Source organism: Actinophytocola sp. (genome assembly GCF_050699935.1).
GTDB lineage: Bacteria > Actinomycetota > Actinomycetes > Mycobacteriales > Pseudonocardiaceae > Actinophytocola.
In genome coordinates this window covers 15,122-34,461 of sequence record NZ_JBOHGB010000036.1, presented here as the reverse complement: position 1 = coordinate 34,461, position 19,340 = coordinate 15,122, and the positions used below count along the sequence as shown (strand labels likewise).

General features: G+C 71.6%; 20 protein-coding genes and 1 pseudogene. 2 read left to right on the top strand and 19 right to left on the bottom strand.

All coding sequences use genetic code 11. From position 1 onward, the window contains the following. Positions 1–10 precede the first annotated feature (10 nt). The 8 genes from gmk to pyrR form a co-directional block, all read right to left on the bottom strand. The gene (gmk, locus tag ACRDTB_RS14655) at positions 11–553 is read right to left on the bottom strand and encodes a guanylate kinase (protein ID WP_431430804.1); all 543 of its coding nucleotides are present in this window, start codon (positions 551–553) and stop codon (positions 11–13) included. 32 nt (positions 554–585) lie between these two features. Continuing rightward, the gene (gene mihF / locus ACRDTB_RS14650; RefSeq protein WP_431430789.1) at positions 586–903 is read right to left on the bottom strand and encodes an integration host factor MihF; all 318 of its coding nucleotides are present in this window, start codon (positions 901–903) and stop codon (positions 586–588) included. A gap of 627 nt (positions 904–1,530) precedes the next feature. Next, positions 1,531–2,367: an orotidine-5'-phosphate decarboxylase gene (gene pyrF / locus ACRDTB_RS14645; protein WP_431430787.1), complete on the bottom strand. Its 837-nt coding sequence runs from the start codon at positions 2,365–2,367 to the stop codon at positions 1,531–1,533. A gap of 172 nt (positions 2,368–2,539) precedes the next feature. Beyond that, entirely contained in the window at positions 2,540–5,872 is a 3,333-nt protein-coding gene (gene carB / locus ACRDTB_RS14640; RefSeq protein ID WP_431430786.1) for a carbamoyl-phosphate synthase large subunit, read from the bottom strand. Then, positions 5,856–6,983, bottom strand: a complete 1,128-nt coding sequence (carA, locus tag ACRDTB_RS14635; protein WP_431430785.1) for a glutamine-hydrolyzing carbamoyl-phosphate synthase small subunit — start codon at positions 6,981–6,983, stop codon at positions 5,856–5,858. Before carA ends, carB begins: the two co-directional genes overlap by 17 nt. Continuing rightward, entirely contained in the window at positions 6,976–8,268 is a 1,293-nt protein-coding gene (locus ACRDTB_RS14630) for a dihydroorotase (protein WP_431430784.1), read from the bottom strand. The genes carA and ACRDTB_RS14630 overlap by 8 nt, the downstream gene beginning before the upstream one ends. A gap of 119 nt (positions 8,269–8,387) precedes the next feature. Further along, complete coding sequence (locus tag ACRDTB_RS14625) at positions 8,388–9,320, bottom strand: aspartate carbamoyltransferase catalytic subunit (protein ID WP_431430783.1); 933 nt, start codon at positions 9,318–9,320, stop codon at positions 8,388–8,390. Beyond that, positions 9,317–9,901, bottom strand: a complete 585-nt coding sequence (pyrR, locus tag ACRDTB_RS14620; RefSeq protein ID WP_431430782.1) for a bifunctional pyr operon transcriptional regulator/uracil phosphoribosyltransferase PyrR — start codon at positions 9,899–9,901, stop codon at positions 9,317–9,319. The genes ACRDTB_RS14625 and pyrR overlap by 4 nt, the downstream gene beginning before the upstream one ends. Before the next feature lie 257 nt (positions 9,902–10,158). Between pyrR and bldD the strand changes: the two genes are divergently transcribed. After that, the gene (gene bldD, locus ACRDTB_RS14615) at positions 10,159–10,647 is read left to right on the top strand and encodes a transcriptional regulator BldD (RefSeq protein ID WP_075123575.1); all 489 of its coding nucleotides are present in this window, start codon (positions 10,159–10,161) and stop codon (positions 10,645–10,647) included. A gap of 66 nt (positions 10,648–10,713) precedes the next feature. On the opposite strand, the gene ACRDTB_RS14610 is transcribed toward bldD, so the two are convergent. From ACRDTB_RS14610 to ACRDTB_RS14580, 7 genes are all read right to left on the bottom strand, one after another. Further along, positions 10,714–11,643, bottom strand: a complete 930-nt coding sequence (locus tag ACRDTB_RS14610) for a DMT family transporter (protein WP_431430781.1) — start codon at positions 11,641–11,643, stop codon at positions 10,714–10,716. A gap of 459 nt (positions 11,644–12,102) precedes the next feature. Further along, positions 12,103–12,309, bottom strand: coding sequence for a hypothetical protein (locus ACRDTB_RS14605; protein WP_431430780.1), 207 nt, complete (start codon positions 12,307–12,309; stop codon positions 12,103–12,105). Between the two features lie 34 nt (positions 12,310–12,343). After that, entirely contained in the window at positions 12,344–12,583 is a 240-nt protein-coding gene (locus ACRDTB_RS14600; protein WP_431430779.1) for a hypothetical protein, read from the bottom strand. Positions 12,584–12,707: 124 nt separating this feature from the next. Next, a complete protein-coding gene (locus ACRDTB_RS14595) occupies positions 12,708–12,881 on the bottom strand; it encodes a hypothetical protein (RefSeq protein ID WP_431430778.1) in 174 nt (57 codons plus the stop codon). Positions 12,882–12,884: 3 nt separating this feature from the next. Beyond that, positions 12,885–13,304 (bottom strand): transcription antitermination factor NusB, encoded by a 420-nt coding sequence (nusB, locus tag ACRDTB_RS14590; protein WP_431430777.1) that lies wholly within the window; start codon positions 13,302–13,304, stop codon positions 12,885–12,887. Positions 13,305–13,327: 23 nt separating this feature from the next. Then, on the bottom strand, positions 13,328–13,891 hold the full coding sequence (gene efp / locus ACRDTB_RS14585; protein ID WP_431430775.1) for an elongation factor P: 564 nt from the start codon (positions 13,889–13,891) through the stop codon (positions 13,328–13,330). A gap of 32 nt (positions 13,892–13,923) precedes the next feature. Further along, positions 13,924–15,030 (bottom strand): M24 family metallopeptidase, encoded by a 1,107-nt coding sequence (locus tag ACRDTB_RS14580; protein ID WP_431430774.1) that lies wholly within the window; start codon positions 15,028–15,030, stop codon positions 13,924–13,926. 38 nt (positions 15,031–15,068) lie between these two features. On the opposite strand from ACRDTB_RS14580, the gene ACRDTB_RS14575 reads away from it, so the two are divergent. Then, on the top strand, positions 15,069–15,566 hold the full coding sequence (locus ACRDTB_RS14575; RefSeq protein WP_431430772.1) for a B-4DMT family transporter: 498 nt from the start codon (positions 15,069–15,071) through the stop codon (positions 15,564–15,566). Here the strand turns inward: ACRDTB_RS14575 and ACRDTB_RS14570 are convergent. From ACRDTB_RS14570 to aroB, 4 genes and pseudogenes are all read right to left on the bottom strand, one after another. Next, positions 15,530–17,062: a beta-xylosidase gene (locus ACRDTB_RS14570; protein WP_431430771.1), complete on the bottom strand. Its 1,533-nt coding sequence runs from the start codon at positions 17,060–17,062 to the stop codon at positions 15,530–15,532. The genes ACRDTB_RS14575 and ACRDTB_RS14570 overlap by 37 nt on opposite strands. A gap of 54 nt (positions 17,063–17,116) precedes the next feature. Further along, positions 17,117–18,013, bottom strand: coding sequence for a GNAT family N-acetyltransferase (locus ACRDTB_RS14565; RefSeq protein WP_431430770.1), 897 nt, complete (start codon positions 18,011–18,013; stop codon positions 17,117–17,119). Continuing rightward, a pseudogene (locus ACRDTB_RS14560) lies at positions 18,013–18,096 on the bottom strand (type II 3-dehydroquinate dehydratase); the annotation flags it as partial. The gene ACRDTB_RS14565 and the pseudogene ACRDTB_RS14560, both read right to left, overlap by 1 nt. Before the next feature lie 85 nt (positions 18,097–18,181). After that, positions 18,182–19,276, bottom strand: coding sequence for a 3-dehydroquinate synthase (gene aroB, locus ACRDTB_RS14555; RefSeq protein ID WP_431430769.1), 1,095 nt, complete (start codon positions 19,274–19,276; stop codon positions 18,182–18,184). Positions 19,277–19,340 lie beyond the last annotated feature (64 nt).

Here is a 19,340-nt window from a genome sequence, read left to right as displayed (position 1 = left end):
GGTCAGACGATTAGTCGAGTACCAAGGTTAGCAACTCGGCCGCGGCGGACTTCACGTCGGTGTTGACCACCACAGCGTCGAACTCGTCCTGAGCGGCCAACTCCTCGCGAGCGGTCCGCAATCGGCGCTCGACGATCCGCGGTGGCTCGGTGCCCCGGCCGACCAGGCGCTCGACCAGCGACTCCCAGCTCGGCGGGGCGAGGAAGACGAGGTAGGCCTCGGGCATCGTGCGGCGCAGCGTCCGGGCGCCCTGCAAGTCGACCTCGACGAGGGCGTGGCGACCGGCCGCCAGGCGCTCCTCGATGGGCGCGCGCGGGGTACCGGAGCGGTGCGTGCCGCGGTGGATGTCCGCCCACTCCAGCAGCTCGCCGTTCTCGATCATGCGGTCGAACTCGGCGGGCGTCACGAAGCGGTAGTCCACGCCGTCCCGCTCCCCCGGCCGCTGCTCCCGCGTCGTCGCCGAGACGCTGAACCACAGGTCGGGGTACTGAGCGCGGACCTCGCGCACCACGCTCGACTTACCGACGCCGGAGGGGCCGGCCAATACCACCAGCCGGCCCCTCCGGGTCTCATTCTGAGCGCGACTCACTCGCCGCTGAACTCGGCGAGCAACGCCTTGCGCTGGCGCTCACCGAGACCGCGCAGTCGGCGACTCGGGGCGATCTCCAGACGCTCGATGATCTGCTGGGCACGCACTTTGCCGACGCCCGGTAGGGCCTCGAGCAGTGCGGTGACCTTCATCTTGCCCAGGACCTCGTCTTTGTCAGCTTGGGCGAGCACCTCCTTGAGGGTGGTGCCACCTCGCTTCAGGCGCTCCTTGAGCTCAGCTCGGGCGCGACGGGCGGCAGCCGCCTTCTCCAGCGCTGCGGCCCGCTGCTCCTCGGTCAGCTGGGGAAGGGCCACGATTTCCTCCGGGGGGTGGGGTGTTTTCTGCGGATCGGTGCCGCGACGTTACCGAGGTCGGGGCGGTCACGACAACGCGGGTCCTCCTTAGTGCGCAACGTAGCGCTAATCAGAGCATAGATCTACTCTGTGTAGCGACCAAAGCCCGGACCTGCGGTAACCAGGCGCGTGATCTTGATCATTTCGATGTCGTGCGGTAAAAGGAGGGGCGAATTCGGACCTGCTGCGATGTATCGTCCCGACGACGGCAAATTGCCCCGCCGGGCTTTCGTGATGCGAAAATCCTCAATTCCAACCGCACGAACTTTGTCCGTTTCCCGCGCACAAGTGGAGCGCTGCCCCCACCCTCTCCGGGGGCACCCCATGGGCCAAGTCTATCAATAAATGGCCTGGTCAACGGGGGTGCCGCCAGGCTGTGGACAGCTTCGGGTCGCGAATGGCGGATCCGGTCGACCGAACGCCACGGATCGGCTACAGCGGGTGGACGACCGCGGGCGGCGCACCACGATCGACGTGTGCGTGGACGGCGGCCGGAGGCGCCGCGAGGGCGGGTTGGGGTGCGGTTGCCCGATACGCACAGGCTCGGTGGGTGAGAGCCGTGGTGCGCGGGGCGAGCGGCGCGCGGACTCAGAGCGGGTGGGCGACCGCCAGTGAGTCGCGTACTCGCAGAGCCGCGTCGCGTAGGGCTGTCACGTCCGGGCCGTGTCGCAGGATCTCCCGGGACGAGGACGGCAACACGTGCCGCAGGCTCGCGCCGAACACCGTGCGCAGATCGGCGAGCGTGCCGCCCTGTGCGCCGAAGCCCGGGGCCAGGATCGTTCCGTTGAGGTTCGACAGGTCCAGCTCGGTCGCGCCCACGGTGGCGCCGATGACCAGCCCCACCGGGCCGAGCGGACTCGCGCCGGCGTTGCGGGCGGCGGCCTCGTCGACGATCTCCTGCGCCACCGAGCGACCGTCGGGGCCGGTGGCGCGCTGGACCGACGCGCCCTCCTCGTTCGAGGTCAGCGCCAGCACGAACCCGCCCCGCCCCGTCTCGGCGGCGAGGCTCAGCGCCGGGTCGAGGGAGCCGAAGCCCAGGAACGGCGAGAGCGTCATCGCGTCGGCCGCCAGCGGCGCGCCCTCGGCGAGGTAGGCCGCCGCGTACGCGGCCATCGTCGAGCCGATGTCGCCGCGTTTGACGTCCAGCAGTACCAGCGCGCCGGCCCGCCGGGTGTCCGTGATCAGCCGCTCCAGCACCGCCGTGCCGGCCGACCCGTGGAGCTCGAAGAACGCCGACTGCGGCTTGAGCACCGCGATCTCACCCGCGAACGCCTCGACGCACGTCGCCGCGAAGCGCTCCAGGCCCTGGGCGTTCACCGGCAGGCCCCACGCCTCCAGCAGCGACGGGTGGGGGTCCACCCCGACGCACAGCGGCCCGCGCAGCGACACGGCCGTGGTGACCCGCGCGCCGAACGGCGCCCTCACCGCACCCCCCGAACGTCGCGCCCGGCGTCCGGCCGCGCCGACCGCCGGCCCCACACCGCCCCGAGGCGAGGCGAGCACCCCGCGGCGCGGAACCGATTGAACGGTCCATTCAATCGGCCCGGGGGGCCCCCGATTTCAACGCTACGCGAGGGGGCTGACAGTTCTGGGGCGGTCATCGGGTGCTCCGCAGCGTCGCCTGGAGGGACTGGAGGGACTCGACGCCGATGTCCTGGCGGATCAGCGCCTCGATGCCGTGCACCGCCGCCGCCGCGCCCTGGATCGTCGTCACGCACGGGATGTCGCGGGACACCGCCGCCGTACGGATCTCGTAGCCGTCCACGCGCGGTCCGGGGTTGCCGTACGGCGTGTTGATCACCATGTCCACGCCCCCGTCCTTGATGATCTCCACGATGTTGGGCTCGGCGTCACGCGGCGTCTCGAAGTGCTTGCGCACCTCCGTGCACGGGATTCCGTTGCGCCGCAACACCTCCGCCGTCCCAGCCGTCGCCAGTACCTCGAAGCCGAGGTCGGCCAGCCGCTTCACCGGGAACACCATTGCGCGCTTGTCCCGGTTCGCCACCGACACGAACACCCGCCCGGACGTCGGCAGCGAGCCGTAGGACGCCGTCTGCGACTTGGCGAACGCCTTGCCGAACGACGCGTCGATGCCCATCACCTCGCCGGTCGACTTCATCTCCGGGCCCAGCAGCGAGTCCACCCCGTGCCCCTCGGGCGTGCGGAACCGGTGGAACGGCAGCACCGCCTCCTTCACCGCGACCGGTGAGGTCGGCGGCAGGTCGGCACCGTCACCCGACGGCGGCAGCAGGCCCTCCGCTCGCAAGTCCGAAATGGACGCTCCCAGCATGATCCGCGCGGCCGCCTTCGCGAGGGGCACGGCGGTCGCCTTCGATACGAACGGCACGGTCCGCGACGCCCGCGGGTTCGCCTCCAGCACGTACAGCACGTCGTCCTTCAACGCGTACTGCACGTTCAGCAGCCCACGCACGCCGATGCCGTGCGCGATTGCGGCCGTGGAGCGGCGGATGGCGGTGAGGTCGGTGCGGCCCAGCGTGATCGGCGGCAGCGCGCAGGACGAGTCGCCGGAGTGGATGCCGGCCTCCTCGATGTGCTCCATCACGCCACCGAGGAACACGTCCGACCCGTCGCACAGCGCGTCCACGTCGATCTCGATCGCGTCGTCGAGGAACCGGTCGACCAGCACCGGGTGCTCGGGCGTCACCTCGGTGGCGCGGGCGATGTAGCCGGCCAGCGAGTCCTCGTCGTAGACGATCTCCATGCCGCGGCCACCGAGCACATAGGACGGCCGGACGAGGACCGGGTAGCCGATCTCGTCCGCGATCCGCTTGGCACCGGCGAACGACGTCGCCGTCCCGTACTTCGGCGCCGGCAGCCCCGCGCCCTGCAGCACCTCGCCGAACGCGCCACGGTCCTCCGCGAGGTGGATGGCCTCCGGCGGGGTGCCGACCACCGGCACACCGGCGTCCGCGAGCCGTTGGGCGAGACCGAGCGGGGTCTGGCCGCCCAGCTGGACGATCACCCCCGCCAGCGTCCCGGACCGCTGCTCCGCGTGCACCACCTCGAGCACGTCCTCGAACGTCAGCGGCTCGAAGTACAGCCGGTCGGACGTGTCGTAGTCGGTCGACACCGTCTCCGGGTTGCAGTTGACCATCACGGTCTCGAACCCGCCGGCGGGAGTCGGCGCGGTGCGCAGCGCCATCGCGGCGTGCACGCACGAGTAGTCGAACTCGATGCCCTGCCCGATCCGGTTCGGCCCCGAGCCGAGGATCAGCACCTTCGGCCGGTCGCGCTGCTCGGCCACCTCCGACTCCGAGGATTGCCAGTCGAGCTCGTAGGCCGAGTAGTGGTACGGCGTGCGCGCGGCGAACTCGGCCGCGCAGGTGTCGACGGTCTTGAACACCGGCCGGATACCGAGTCGGTGGCGCAGCGTCCGCACTCCGTCCTCGCCGGCCAGCTCCGGGCGCAGCGCGGCGACCTGCCGGTCGGAGAAACCGGCCCGCTTCGCCCGGCGCAGCAACGGCTCGACGAGCACGGGTGCCGAGCCGACCTCGGCCCGCAGCTCCACCAGCGAGGCGATCTGGTCGACGAACCACGGATCGATCCCCGACGCCTCGCTCACCTCCGCCACGCTCACGCCGAGCCTCAGCGCGCGCTCCACGGTGTAGAGCCGGCCGTCGTGCGGGACCCGCAGCGCCTCGGTCGCCGACTCGGCCGTGACCGCCGGCGGGTCGGCGACCGTCCAGAAGCCGCCGGCCTTGGTCTCCATCGAACGCAACGCCTTGCCGAGTGCCTCGACGAAGTTGCGGCCGATCGACATGGCCTCGCCGACCGACTTCATCGTGGTCGTCAGCGTCGGGTCGGCGCCGGGGAACTTCTCGAAGGCGAACCGCGGCACCTTCACGACCACGTAGTCGAGCGTGGGCTCGAACGAGGCCGGGGTCTCGCCGGTGATGTCGTTGCGGATCTCGTCGAGCGTGTAGCCGATCGCGAGCTTCGCGGCGATCTTGGCGATCGGGAACCCCGTGGCCTTCGAGGCGAGCGCGCTCGACCGGGACACCCGAGGGTTCATCTCGATCACGACCAGGCGGCCGGTCCGCGGGTGCACCGCGAACTGGATGTTGCAGCCGCCGGTGTCGACACCCACCGCGCGAAGCACGTCGATGCCCACGTCGCGCATGTGCTGGTACTCGCAGTCGGTCAGCGTCATCGACGGCGCGACGGTCACCGAGTCGCCGGTGTGCACGCCCATCGGGTCGATGTTCTCGATCGAGCAGACGACCACCACGTTGTCGTGGCGGTCGCGCATCAGCTCGAGCTCGTACTCCTTCCAGCCCAGCACGCTCTCCTCGATCAGCACCTCGTGCACCGGGCTCTCCGACAGGCCCGCCGAGGCCATCCGCTCGAGATCCTCCTTGGTGTGGGCCAGGCCCGAGCCGAGCCCGCCCATGGTGAACGAGGGCCGGATGACCACCGGCAGCCCCAGCTCGTCCACAGTGGACCGCACCTCGTCCATCGTGTGGCACACCGCGCTGCGCGGGGTCTCCGCGCCGACGGAGGCGCAGATGTCCTTGAACCGCTGGCGGTCCTCGCCGCGCTGGATCGCGTCGATGTCCGCGCCGATCAGCTCGACGCCGTACTTCTCGAGGACGCCACGCTCGTGCAGGGCGACCGCCGTGTTCAGCGCCGTCTGCCCGCCGAGCGTGGCGAGCAGCGCGTCCGGCCGCTCCTTCGCGATCACCTTCGCCACGAAGTCCGCGGTGATCGGCTCGATGTAGGTGGCGTCGGCGAACTCGGGGTCGGTCATGATCGTCGCCGGGTTCGAGTTGACCAGGCTGACGCGTAAGCCCTCCGCGCGCAGCACTCGGCAGGCCTGGGTACCGGAGTAGTCGAACTCGCAGGCCTGGCCGATGACGATCGGGCCGGACCCGATCACCAGGACGTGCCCGATGTCATCGCGTCTCGGCATCGGCGTCCTCCATCAGCCTGGTGAACTCGTCGAACAGCGGCGCGGCGTCGTGCGGGCCGGCCGCGGCCTCCGGGTGGTACTGCACCGAGAACGCGGGCACGTCCAGCGCGCGCACGCCCTCCACACAGCCGTCGTTGGGGCAGTAGTGGCTGATCCGCGCGGCGCCGAACGCGGTGTCGAACCGCTCCCCCGGCTCGCCCTCGAGCGCGAACCCGTGGTTCTGCGCGGTGATCGCCACCCGCCCGGTGTCCACGTCGATCACCGGGATGTTGATGCCGCGGTGGCCGTAGCGCAGCTTGTACGTGCCGCGGCCGAGCGCGCGGCCGAGGATCTGATGGCCGAAGCAGATGCCGAACAGCGGGATCCGACGTTCCAGCACGTCCCGGGTGAGCGCGACCGGACCGTCCGCGGTGGCCGGGTCGCCCGGGCCGTTGGCGAGGAACACGCCGTCCGGCTCGACCTCGAGCACGTCCTCGATCGTCGCGCCGACCGGCAGCACGTGGGTCTCGATCCCGCGGGCGGCCATCATCCGCGGCGTGTTGGTCTTGATGCCGAGGTCCAGCGCGGCCACCCGGAACCGGCGCTCGCCGTCGGCGGGGATGACGTAGGTCGCCTCCGTGGTGACCTGGCCGGCGAGGTCCGCGCCGGTCATCGGCGGGCTCGCGAGCACCCGGTCGACGAGCGTCTCGGTGTCCGCCAGTTCCGGACCGGAGAACACCCCGCCGCGCATCGCGCCGCGCTCGCGGATGTGCCGGGTCAGCGAGCGGGTGTCGACCCCGCTGATGCCCACCACGCCCTGCTCGGCGAGCACCTCGTCGAGCGGGCGGCGGGAGCGCCAGCTGGACGGCACGCGCGCCGGGTCGCGCACCACGTAGCCGGCGACCCAGATCCGGCGGGACTCGTCGTCCTCGTCGTTCCAGCCCGTGTTGCCGATCTGCGGGGCGGTCGCCACCACGATCTGGCGGTGGTAGGACGGGTCGGTCAAGGTCTCCTGGTAACCGGTCATGCCGGTGCAGAACACCACCTCGCCGAGGCTGGCCCCGGTCGCGCCGAACGCCTCGCCGCGGAACACCCGACCGTCCTCCAGGACCAGTGCGGCCGGCTCAGCCATGAAACACCTCACCATCGTGCGCGGTGACCCTGCCACGCAGCAGGGTCGTGACGACCCGCCCGGGCAGCTCCATGCCCTCGTACGGGGTGTTGGCGGCGATGCTGGCCAACTCCGTGCCACGCACCGTCCAGGTGGCGTCCGGGTCGACCAGCGTGAGCGTCGCCGGCTCGCCGGCCTCCAGCGGCCGGCCCTGGTCGGGCAGGCCGGCGATCTCGGCCGGCCGCTCGCTGAGTACCCGCGCCACACCGCGCCAGTCCAGCAGACCCGGTTCGACCATCGTGCGCACCACCACCGACAGCGCGGTCTGCAGCCCCAGCATGCCAGGCCGGGCGGCGGACCACTCGCAGTCCTTCTCCTGCACGGCGTGCGGCGCGTGGTCGGTGGCCACGCAGTCGAGCACGCCCGCCGCGAGCGCCTCGGCCAGCACCTTCGCGTCCGCGGCCGTGCGCAGCGGCGGATTGACCTTGTTGACCGGGTCGTAGGTGGCCAGCCGCTCGTCGTCGAGCAGCAGGTGGTGCGGGGCGACCTCGGCGGACACCTCGATGCCCTGCTGCTTCGCCCAGCCCAACAGCTCCGCGGAGCCGGCGGTGGAGACGTGGCAGACGTGCAGCCGCCCGCCGGTCTGTCGGGCCAGCAGACAGTCCCGGGCGATGATCGACTCCTCGGCCACCGCGGGCCAGCCGGCGAGGCCCAGCCGCGCGGCCAGCTCGCCCTCGTGGGCCTGGGCGCCCTCGGTCAGCCGCGGCTCCTCGGCGTGCTGGGCGATCACCGCGCCCAGCGCGGTGGAGTACTCCAGCGCGCGGCGCATCAGCAGCGGGTCGGCCACGCACTGACCGTCGTCGGAGAAGATCCGGACCCGGGCCAGCGAGCCGGCCATCGTGCCCAGCTCGGCCAGCTTCTCGCCGGCCAGCCCGACGGTGACCGCGCCGACCGGGTGCACGTCGACCAGGCCGACCTCGCGGCCGCGCCGCCACACGTGCTCGACGACAACCGCGTTGTCGGCCACCGGGTCGGTGTTGGCCATGGCGAACACCGCCGTGTAGCCGCCGAGCGCGGCGGCCGCGGAGCCGGTGGCGACGGTCTCGGTGTCCTCCCGGCCGGGCTCGCGCAGGTGCGTGTGCAGGTCGACGAACCCGGGCAGGGCCACCAGCCCACCCGCGTCGCGAACCTCCGCGCCGTCGGTGTCCACATCGGACCCGACGGCGGCGATCAGGCCGTCCCGGATCTCGACGTCGACCGGGTCCTCGCCATAGAGCCGGACCCCGCGCAGCACCAACGCGTTCACGGAGTCTCTGGTTCGCTTCGCTCGGTCGCTTGACCGCCGTCTTCCCTCCTCACGTGCTCGGCGCTGACGCGCCTGCGCGCGCTCGTCAGTCCAGACGGCGGACGCTCCCTCACTCCCGCTCACGTCACCCCCTCCTCGTGCGCGAGCAGGTGGTAGAGCACGGCCATCCGGACGTGCACCCCGTTCGCGACCTGCTGGGTAATCGCGGCGCGCGGCGAGTCGGCGACCGAGGACGCGATCTCCATGCCGCGCAGCATCGGGCCGGGGTGCAGCACGACCGCATGCTCTGGCAGCGCGGCGAGGCGGGCCTCGCTCATGCCGTAGGCGATCGAGTACTCGCGGGTGGACGGGAAGAACCCGCCGTGCATCCGCTCGGCCTGGACACGCAGCATCATCACGGCGTCGACGCCGGGCAGTTCGGCGTCGAACGTGTGCGACACGGTCACGGGCCAGCGGTCGACCTGGGCGGGCAGCAACGTCGGCGGGGCGACCAGCACGACATCGGCGCCGAGCGTGGTGAGCAGGTGCACGTTGGACCGGGCGACCCGGCTGTGCAGCACGTCGCCGACGATCGCGATCCGCCTGCCGTTCAGCTCGCCCAGGCGTTCCCGCAGGGTGGCGGCGTCGAGCAGGGCCTGTGTGGGGTGCTCGTGCATGCCGTCGCCGGCGTTGACCACCGACGTGCCGGCGTCGGCGAGCCAGCCGGCGATCCGGTGCGCGGCGCCGGACGCGGGGTGGCGGACGATCACGCAGTCGGCGCCGGCCGCGGCGAGCGTCAGCGCGGTGTCCCGCAGCGACTCGCCCTTGCCCACGCTGCTGCCCGTGCTCGACACGTTGACCACGTCGGCGCTCATCCACTTGCCGGCGATCTCGAAGGACACCCGGGTCCGCGTGGACGCCTCGTAGAACATCGTGATCACGGTGCGGCCGCGCAGGGTCGGGAGCTTGCGGACCTCCCGGCCGAGCAGGGTCCGCTTGAGCTCGTCGGCGGTGTCGAGGACGGCGGTGGCGGTGGCCGCGTCGAGCCCCTCGGTGGCGAGCAGGTGCCTCATGCGGGCGCTCCCTTCCACAGCAGCACCGCGTCGCGGCCGTCGGTCTCCGACAGCTGGACGTGCACCTCCTCGGCGCGGGAGGTGGGCACGTTCTTGCCGACGTAGTCCGCGCGAATCGGCAGCTCCCGGTGCCCGCGGTCGACCAGGACGGCGAGCTGCACGGCACGTGGGCGGCCGGCGTCGCGCAGGGCGTCGAGGGCGGCGCGGACGGTGCGGCCGGAGAACAGCACGTCGTCGACGAGGACCACCAGCCGGTCGTCGACCCCGCCCGCGGGTAGCTCGGTGGCGCCGAGCGGTCGCGTCGGCCGGCGGCGGAGGTCGTCGCGGTACAGCGTGACATCGAGCACACCGGTGGCGACCTCGGTGCCGGAGAACTCGGCGATCCGGTCGGCCAGCCTCGCGGCCAGCGGCGCGCCACGGGTCCGGATGCCCAGCAGGACCACGGGAGCGGCGTCGGTTGCGCCGAGCGAGGTCCGTTCGATGACCTGATGGGCCATTCGGGCGACGGTGCGCGCGACGTCCCCGGCGCTGAGCAGCTCCCGCTCGGCCGGTTCCGCCGCACCGCGGTTGCGCGGTGCCACGGGCTGACCTCCTTCCCCGCCTCGCTGGACGGGTCCTTAAAGGACGTCTGAACTGCGCCTATGCTGGGCGCGGTAGCACCGTACCAGGCGCAATGGATCCACCAGACGGGTGGTAATCCCGCAAATCAACCAACTATGTTCACAGATCAGCTTGACCTGGTGACAACTGTGGGTAACCATTACTCTGCGTGTTGACATGCGGCTACCCGCGGCAGCGAGTGATCGGCCAGCGGGGCGAATGAATGGAGAATCGCCATATGGGCGACTACGCCAAGGCGCTGGGGAGCAAGCTCCGCGGCATCCGCCAGCAGCAGGGCCTGTCCCTGCACGGCGTTGAGCAGAAGTCCGGCGGCCGGTGGAAGGCCGTCGTGGTCGGCTCGTACGAGCGGGGCGACCGGGCCGTTACCGTGCAGAAGCTGGCCGAACTGGCCGACTTCTACGGGGTACCGGTGGTCGAGCTGCTGCCCGAGGGCCGCGTGCCCTCCGGTGCCGAGCCGGCTACCAAGATCGTGATCAACCTGGAACGTCTGCAACAGCTGCCGGCAGAGAAGGTCGGACCGCTGGCCAGGTACGCGGCCACGATCCAGAGCCAGCGCGGTGACTACAACGGCAAGGTCCTGTCCATCCGTACCGAGGACCTGCGCTCGCTGGCGATCATCTACGACATGACCCCGGGCGAGCTCACCGAGCAGCTCATCGACTGGGGCGTCCTACCACCGGAGGCGCGCCCGTCCAAAGAAGACTGAGCCCAGGGCTCGACGGAGAAGGACGCCGGGATCGGAGCGATGCTCCCGCTCCGATCCCCTTCCATGTCAGGTCGCCGCCGAGGCGGTTGGCTCCGCCGGGGTGGCCGGGTCGGGCGCCGGAGTCCGCCTCCGGGAGCGCGCCCGGGTGATCGCGACACCGGCGAGGCACAAGGCGCCGCCCGCGAGCGTGAGCCAGCCCGGGACCTCGGACAGCAGCAACCACGACATCGCGATCACGATGGCCGGGACCACGTAGGTCGTCGCGCCCATCTTCGCCGCCGTCGTGCGCGCCAGCGCGTAGGCCCAGGTGACGAACGCGAGCGCGGTGGGGAACACGCCCAGGTAGATGACGTCCAGCGTCGCCGCCACCGGGGCCGTCGCCATCTCCGACACGAGCTGCCCGGCGAACGGCAGGCACGCGACGGCGCCCACCAGGCAGCCGAACGTCGTGACCTGCACGGCGGAGGCGTGGCGCAGGGCGGGCTTCTGGCAGGTCACGCCGATCGCGTAGGACGCCGCCGCGACCACGCACAGCAGGACGCCCAGCGCCGACGCCGACCCGCCGCCGGACGTCGAGAAGCCGACCACCACCGCGCCGGCGAACGACACTGCGATCCCGGCGAGCACCCGCCGCGGGAAGCCCTCCGCCAGCAGCCAGCCGGACAGCAGCGCGATCAGCACGGGTCCGACGTTCACCACCATCGCCGCCGTGCCCGCGTCGACCTCCCGCTCACCCCAGTTGAGCGCGACCATGTAGAGGCCGAACCAGAGCACTCCGGACGCGACGATGCCCGGCCACGCCGCGCGCGCCGGCCAGCCCTCGCGGCGGATCAGCAGCACGACCACGAGCACCACGGAGCCGGACAGCAGCCGCCCGAGCGCCAGCGCACCCGGCGAGTAGGCCGCCCCGGCATGCCGGATCGCGACGAACGCGGAGGCCCAGAACAGCACCGTGACCCCGACCGCGACCAGGCTGCGGCGATCAACCATGTCCATGGCCGCCAAGCTACGTCGCGGCACCGACATTCTCTCGCGAGTTTCGGACCGTGAGACGAGGCATTCGGTCTCCTCCGGCCTGCCGTGCCCGATATGTTCCCGACGGGAGGTCGACCGAGGGGGATCAGATGCTCACGCAGGGAAGCCGTCCCACGACCACCACCTCGGTGCCGACGGCGCCGCCCGTGGCCGACCCGCTGGAAGCCCGCCCGAGCCAACGGCGGACCCTCGGGATCACGAGCGCCGAACGAGTCAACATCGCCCGGGAAGGCGAGGAATGCCACTTCATACGCCGTCCGCAGACACCATCCTCGTGGTCTTCGCGTCCAATGTCGACAGTGGCCTTAGCCATGTGTACGCGCAGAACTCCGCGAACACGCCGACTCGAACCGCACAACCTCGAAACAGGTGGCATCCGGCGTATTGGCGACGATCAAGGCGACCAACTGGCTGTCGAGGTCACGCGATCCGAACGCCTTCTGCGTAGCGGCTGATGTGCTGGGCGGTGTCCTGCACACGTGGGTGGCTGTCCAGCACGAGGTTGGTTTCCTTGCCTGTCTTCACCGCCTCGCCAAGTGCCCCGATCGCCGCTGCCACCAGGGTGCGCGCAGTGGTCACTCCGCCCGTGATCACCGTCGTCGTCACGGCGACCACGGCGACGACCACGTACACACCGTTCTCTGTGTAGACCTCAACCAGTTCACGCCGGCCGGGTGCACCTCCGGGTGGCGGTGACCGGCGCCCGCGCCGGCAGCTCCTGCTCGGGTTGGGGAATGCCGTCGCTCGGCGCGGTGTCTGCGCACTCCTTGTTCCAGGTGAGGCAGCCCGTGGTGAGCTTGCCGTAGGTGGCCTGGATGATCGACGGAACGATGCCGCTGACGGCCTGCGCCGGACGGAGGAACACGTCGGGGTCCGCCGCGAGGCGGTCGAGGACGGACACGGTGTCGTAGAGGTGTCCTGCGCGTCCATGCCGTCCACGTGGCCAGCTCCCCGGCCGCGTCTCGTGGGTGGGCGAGATGCCGGGCACGGCTCGTTGCGGGTGAAGCCAGGGGGAAGCACCATGCCTACCGCCCCCGCTCGGCGAGCCGCTGAAGCTGCCAGGTCACCTCGTTGAGGAACGAGCTGCTGGCCGGCCGCACCTCGCCGTTCCCCTCCCCGCCGAACCAGCCGGCCGACGCGCCCGACCATGAGGCCAGGACCGGACGCGGTGCGTGGTGGGTTCGCCACACAACGAGCAAGCGCTACAGGGTGGCGCGAAGCTGCTCGGCGATCGTAGCCAGGCGGCCGAGGACGCCGTTGACGAAGCGTGGTGAGTCCTCTGTAGACAGAGTTCGGGCCAGCTGCACGGCCTCGTCGACCGCCACCGCGTCCGGGACGTCCGTGGCCCACAGCAGCTCGAACACGCCGAGCCGCAGGACCGCCAGGTCGACGAACGGCATGCGGTCGAGCGTCCAGCCCTCGGCGTGCTCGGTCAGCAGCTCGTCGATCCGTTCGCGGTGTGCCACCACACCCTCGACGAGCACCGTGGCGTAGTCGTTCGGGGGCGGGTGCTCGGCGGCCTCGGTGCGCTCGGCGTGCAGGGCCAACGGGTCGGCGTCACGCACCGCCGCCGCATACAGAACATCGACCGCGCGCTTGCGGGCCCTGCTGCGTGCGCCCATCCAGCGCTCCCGGTCGGCGGGCACTAGGAGCTGACGCGGCCGAGGTAGCGGCCGTCACGGGTGTCGACCTTGACCTTCTCACCGGTCGACAGGAACAGCGGCACCTGGATCTCGGCGCCGGTCTCCAGCGTGGCCGGCTTCGTGCCGCCGGTGGACCGGTCGCCCTGCAGGCCCGGGTCGGTCTGCCTGATCACCAGCTCGACCGACACCGGCAGCTCGACGAACAGCGGCGTGCCCTCGTGCGTGGCGACGACCGCGTTCCGGTTCTCCAGCAGGAACCGGGAGGAGTCGCCGACGACGTCGCCGTCGATGTGGATCTGCTCGTAGGTGTCGCCGTCCATGAAGACGAACTGGTTGCCGTCCTGGTACAGGTAGGTCATCTCGCGCCGGTCGACCGTGGCGGTGTCCACCTTGATGCCGGCGTTGAAGGTCTTGTCGACGACCTTGCCGGACAGCACGTGCTTGAGCTTCGTGCGCACGAACGCCGGCCCCTTGCCCGGCTTCACGTGCTGGAACTCGACGACGGCCCACAGCTGGCCGTCGAGGTTGAGCACCAGGCCGTTCTTCAGGTCGTTGGTGGAAGCCACGGGGTAGGTCTCTCCTGTACTCGCTGGCGGGGTCACACGACGACAAGCTGTTTGGTCGTCAGCGTGAGAAGCTCCGGATCGCCGTCCCGCACGACGAGCGTGTCCTCGATGCGGACCCCGCCCCTGCCGGACAGGTACACGCCCGGCTCCACGGTGACTGCCATACCGGCGGAGAGTCTACCTTCACCGGTCTTGGCCAGGGCCGGGGCCTCGTGGATCTCCAGCCCGACCCCGTGCCCGAGACCGTGCAGGAACTCCTCGCCCCACCCGGCACGCTCCACGACGTCGCGGGCCGCCGCGTCCACGCCGCGCACGTCCGCGTCCACGACCAGTGCCGCGCGGCCGGCCGCCTGCGCGGTGGCCACCAGGTCGTAGATCTCGCGCTGCCAGTCCGCCGGCTTGCCGAGCACGAACGTGCGCGTCATGTCCGAGTGGTACCCGTCGACCAGCGCGCCGAAGTCGAGCTTCACGAGGTCGCCGGCGTGCAGCACGGCGCCGGTCGGCCGGTGGTGCGGGACCGCGGAGTTCGCGCCGGCGGCCACGATCGTCTCGAACGACGGACCGGCCGCGCCGTGGTCGAGCATCCGGTTCTCCAGGTCCCGGGCGACCTCGCGCTCGGTGCGGCCGGCGCTCAGCCCGCCGTGCTCGATCAGGTCCGCGAGCGCCCGGTCCGCGGCCGCGCACGCCATCCGCAGCGCCTCGATCTCCGTGTCGTCCTTGACCATCCGGAGCTCCTCGACCAGTCCGGGCGCGCGGACCAGCTCGACGCCACTCGCGACACCGGTCAGGGTGTCCAGCTCCTCGACGGTGACGCGGTGGCTCTCGTAACCCGTGCGGCGGTAGGCCGTGCCGGCCGCGGCCCGCACGACGAGGGCGGGCGGGCACGGGCGGTCGATCAGCCGCTCGAGGTCGGGCACCTGCTGCGCGGACTGGGTCAGATAGCGGCCGTCGGTGCAGAACACCGTGCGCGCCTCGTCACCCGGTTCGTCGTGTGCGTGCACCAGAAGCGCGGCGTTGGAACCGGTGAAGCCGGTCAGATAACGCACGTTGCGCTGATCGACCACCAGCAGGGCATCAAGGCTGCGCTCCCGCAGGCGGGAACGCAGTGCCGCGCGGCGGCGAACGTGCGTGTCGGCCATGCGTGCGAGCTTAGTAGGCGTGCGCCTACGCTGTGGCGGTGCGAAGGGACGGGCGAACCTGGTTGCTGCGCGGTGTCGTGCTGGCCGTCGTGCACGCCGCGGCCGAGACGGTTCGGGCCGACTTCGGGGTACACCACCCGACCTCCCGCACGGTCTTCGAGGCGATCATGCTCGGCGTGCTCGTCGGCGTGGCCGCGGTATGGGGCGCGGTCGACACGTGGCGGGACGTGCCCGAACGCGGCAGGGTCTGGCTCATCGCCGCGCTGATCACCGGCTGGGGCGCCGCGATCCTGGGCCTCGTCGGCAAGTCGATCTTCGTGGACCAGACCGGGGTGGCCGAGCTCGGCGGCGCGCTGACCGGTGGTGCCGCGTTCACCGCGCTGCTCGTGCTGGTGCCGGCGTGCATCGGTTTCCTTGCCGGGCGGTGGATCCGGGTACCGCGCGGCGCCGACGAGCGCACCGAGTCCGATGAGCCCGACGAGTCCGGGCGCGACGAGCGTCAGCGCGGCGGGTCGAGGTCCGGGCCGCGCTCGTAGCCGTCCCAGCTCTCGTCGGACATCTGGTACAACGACGACGAGTTCAGCGTGGCGACCTCGGCCGAGGCGAACCGCCACAGCTTGTCGTCGAGCACGAACCCCGTCCCCCGGCCGGGCGCCGCGATCGCCTCGATGCCCGGCCTCAGCCGCGCGACGACCTCGACGTCGTCGAGTGCTGGCACGCGCCGGTCGAGGACGCGCACCGCGAGCTTCTCCGCGACAGACCGCCGGTCGATTCGCACGAGCGCACCCTTGACCACGAGGTCGATCGTGCGCTGCGGGGAGGGCATGGCGAACCCGTCCAGCGCGAGCAGCGCCCGGCCCTTGTCCGAGCAGGCGTCGAACCCGCTGACGTCGAGGCCGAAGTACCGCAGGTCCGACGGCCCGAAGCGGCCCTGCCGGGTGGCACGGACGAGGTCGATGGCCACGGTGCCGCACGGGTCCGCGGTGGAGACGACCGCGTGCCCGTCCGGCCGGCGGACCAGGCCCGGACCCTCGCGCCACACGCCCGGGACGACCACCGGCTCGTAGGGGTTGGTGCGGAACTCGATGTCCCAGAAGGTAATCGTCGTGCCCTCGCGGGTCTCGTGGGCGACGGCGAACGCGGCCAGCGAGTCCACCCACATCCAGTCCGCGCTGAACGCGTCGACGATCACGCGCTCGCGCGCGCTCGTGTCCGACACCGGCTCGAAGCCGTCCGGTCCGAGCACCTCGACGTCCTCGGCGAACGTGGCATCGGGCGAGCGGAGCACGAACTGACCCGCACCGTTGTGCCCGGTGCCGCGGCCGGTCGTGTCGGTGAACATCAGGTAGAACTTGCCGCCGAGGTACAGCGCGGAGGGCTGGCCGGCGCCGTAGGTGTTGCCGTTGGACACCTGCCGTGCGGACCTGACGATCGGCTTGCCGTCGTTGACCCGCGTCCACGACCGGCCGTCGTGGCTGGTGGCGAGGCCGATCGCGTTGCCGTGGTCGTGATCGCCGGCGGCCCCCGTGTAGTACATGTAGTAAAGCCCGGCCACGCGTATCACGGACGGGTCGCACGTGTGCATGGCGTCGAAGCCGCCCCGGCGGCCGGAGAAGATCGGGGTGCCCCGCCTGCCGTCGGGGCCGGCGAAGGGGCCACGGATCGAACGGGCCTCGGCCAGCAGGATGTCGTCGCCGGCGGGTCTCGCGACGCCGAGCTGGCTGCACCACCACATCCGGTAGCGGCCGTCATCGAGCAGGACCGAGGGTGCGTAGTTGTAGGGGGCGTCGTCGCCGCCCGCCGCGACGGTGCCGGAGCTCTTGCGGCCGCGGCTCGTGGTGAGGCGAAGCGCGACCGGCTCGCCCTCCTCGGGCTTGGCGGAGGGTGACGGGGTCTTGCCGGGCACGACTTCGATCTCCGGGCCGTCGTCCGCCTGTGGCGACGCCTCGCTGGTCGTGCAGGCGGCGAGGACTGTCAGTCCCAGCAGCGTGGCGGACAGGGCGGCCGGTCTTCGACGGTGCGTGCTGCGCATCGCGGAAGTGCCTCCGAAAGGTTCGCCCGTGGATTCCTCCGAATAGTGTAGTGATCACAGCCCGTGTTCGCCCGCGACAACCTCGGCCTCGAAGCCGTCGTCGTTTTCCAGGTACGCCGCGACGTGGTCCGGGCCGCCCGCGTACGGGTGCCGGTCGGCGAACATCAGCCGCCAGCCGTGCCCGGGCGCGGCCGCGGTGATCCGGTCCAGCTCGGCGCGATCCCGCACGTGCAGGGCCAGGTGGTTCAGCCCCGGACGGGTTCGCTCGTGCCGGTCGCCGCGACGGTCCGGCGAGTCCTCGACGACCACGTAGGAGCCGCCGTGGCGCCAGCTCACGCCGCGTGGCCAGCGCTGGTACTCGCGCCAGCCGAGCTCGGTGAGCAGCCAGCCGAGGGACTTCTCGGCGCTCGGGAGGTCGGCCACCCACAGCTCGACGTGGTGCACGCCGCCCGGCTCGGGGAGGCTGACCAGCACGCGGTGGACGGCGCCGCAGTGGTGGCCGGAGCCGATGTCGTGGAAGCCGAGCCGCTCGACGAACCGGCGCCCGCGCGGGTTGTCCTCGTGCACGAGGGCGAACACGGCCGGCGCGCCGAGCGCGTGGTGGGCATGGTCGACGATCGCCCGCGCGGCCTCCTCGCCGAGGCCGCTCCCCCAGTGCACGCGGGCCAGGTACCAGCCGCACTCCAGCACGCCGCCCGGGAGTTCCGTGGAGGGGCGCAGGTGGCCGATGCCGACCAGCTCGCCGTCGAGCTCGAAGACCCAGTCGCCGGTGCCAGCCGGACCGCGATCGTCGAGCCGGCGCCGGACGAGGCGCCGGACCGCATCGGGGTCGGTGAGGTCGTCCTGGTGGTGGCGGCCCAGCTCGGGGTCGGCGAACAGCTCGATGAGCGGGCCGGCGTCCGCGGCGCGGATCGGGCGCAGGGTGAGGCGTCCTGTGTGGAGGGTCGTCATGCGCGGGTCGTGCGGCCGTAGATCTCCGGCTCGCGGGTGCCCAGCCTGCCCAGGTCGGGTCCGTTGAGCACGAACGCCTTCATGTTCCGCTCCCGTTCACGAGGACCGACCGCCATGTCGTTCGGACTCTAGTCCGGGTTCCCCTCTCGCCGACGACGTCGACGGAGCTCACCCTCTGCTGATCGACGCGTATGCGGCGGTCAGCAGGCGCGGCTCGGGATCCTCGAGGCGGCCGGGCGCGGCGAGCCCGTCTAGGACCACGAACCGGAGCACGCCGGCGCGGGTCTTCTTGTCACCGCGCATGCTCTGGACGAGATCCGGCAGCGCGTCGGCCTCGTAGCGGGTCGGCAGGCCGATCGACTCGAGGACGGCACGGTGCCGGTCCGCGGTGGCGTCGTCGAGCCGACCGGCGCGGCGGGCCAGCTCGGCGGCGAACACCAGGCCGACGCTCACCGCCGCGCCGTGCCGCCAGCGATAGCCCTCGCGGCGCTCGATCGCATGGCCGAGCGTGTGCCCGTAGTTGAGGATCTCCCGCAGGCTGGACTCGCGGAGATCGGCGGCCACGACGTCGGCCTTGACCTGGATCTTGCGGCGGACCAGCTCCGCCAGCACGTCACCGTCCGGGTCGAGCGCGGCCTTCGGGTCGCTCTCGACGAGCTCGAGGATCCGCGGGTCGGCGATGAACCCGCCCTTGATCACCTCGGCCATGCCGGCGGCGAGGTCGTCGGCCGGCAGCGTGCGTAGCGTGTCTAGGTCGGCGAGTACCGCGGCCGGCTCGTGAAATGCGCCGACGAGGTTCTTGCCCGCGTCGATGTTGATACCTGTCTTGCCGCCGACCGCGGCGTCCACCATGCCGAGCAGCGTGGTCGGCACGTTGACCAGGCGTACGCCACGCATCCAGGTGGCCGCGACGAACCCACCCACGTCGGTCACCGCTCCCCCGCCGTACGCGACGACCGTGCCGCCCCGGTCCATGCCGAGCGCAGCGAACTCGTCCCAGCACGAGCCGGCGACCTGGAGGGTCTTACCCTCCTCCGCGTCCGGAATCGCGATCAGGTGCGCGTCGGCATCCGCGTCACGCAGCCGCTGGCGCATGGTCGCCGCGCCGCTCGCGAGCGTCGGCGGGTGGATGATCGCCACCTTCGGCGCGCCGGCCACCCGCGCGACGAGCTCGTCGGTCAGGTCGCGCCCGACCACAACCTCGTATGGCCGCTCGGTGGCCACCCTGATACGCACCGGCTCCGCCGCCCGGTCCACGGTCACTGGCTCACTCCCTCACACCGTTCTGTCTGGTGTGGTTGAGCATCGCACCGGAGCTTCGGCGATA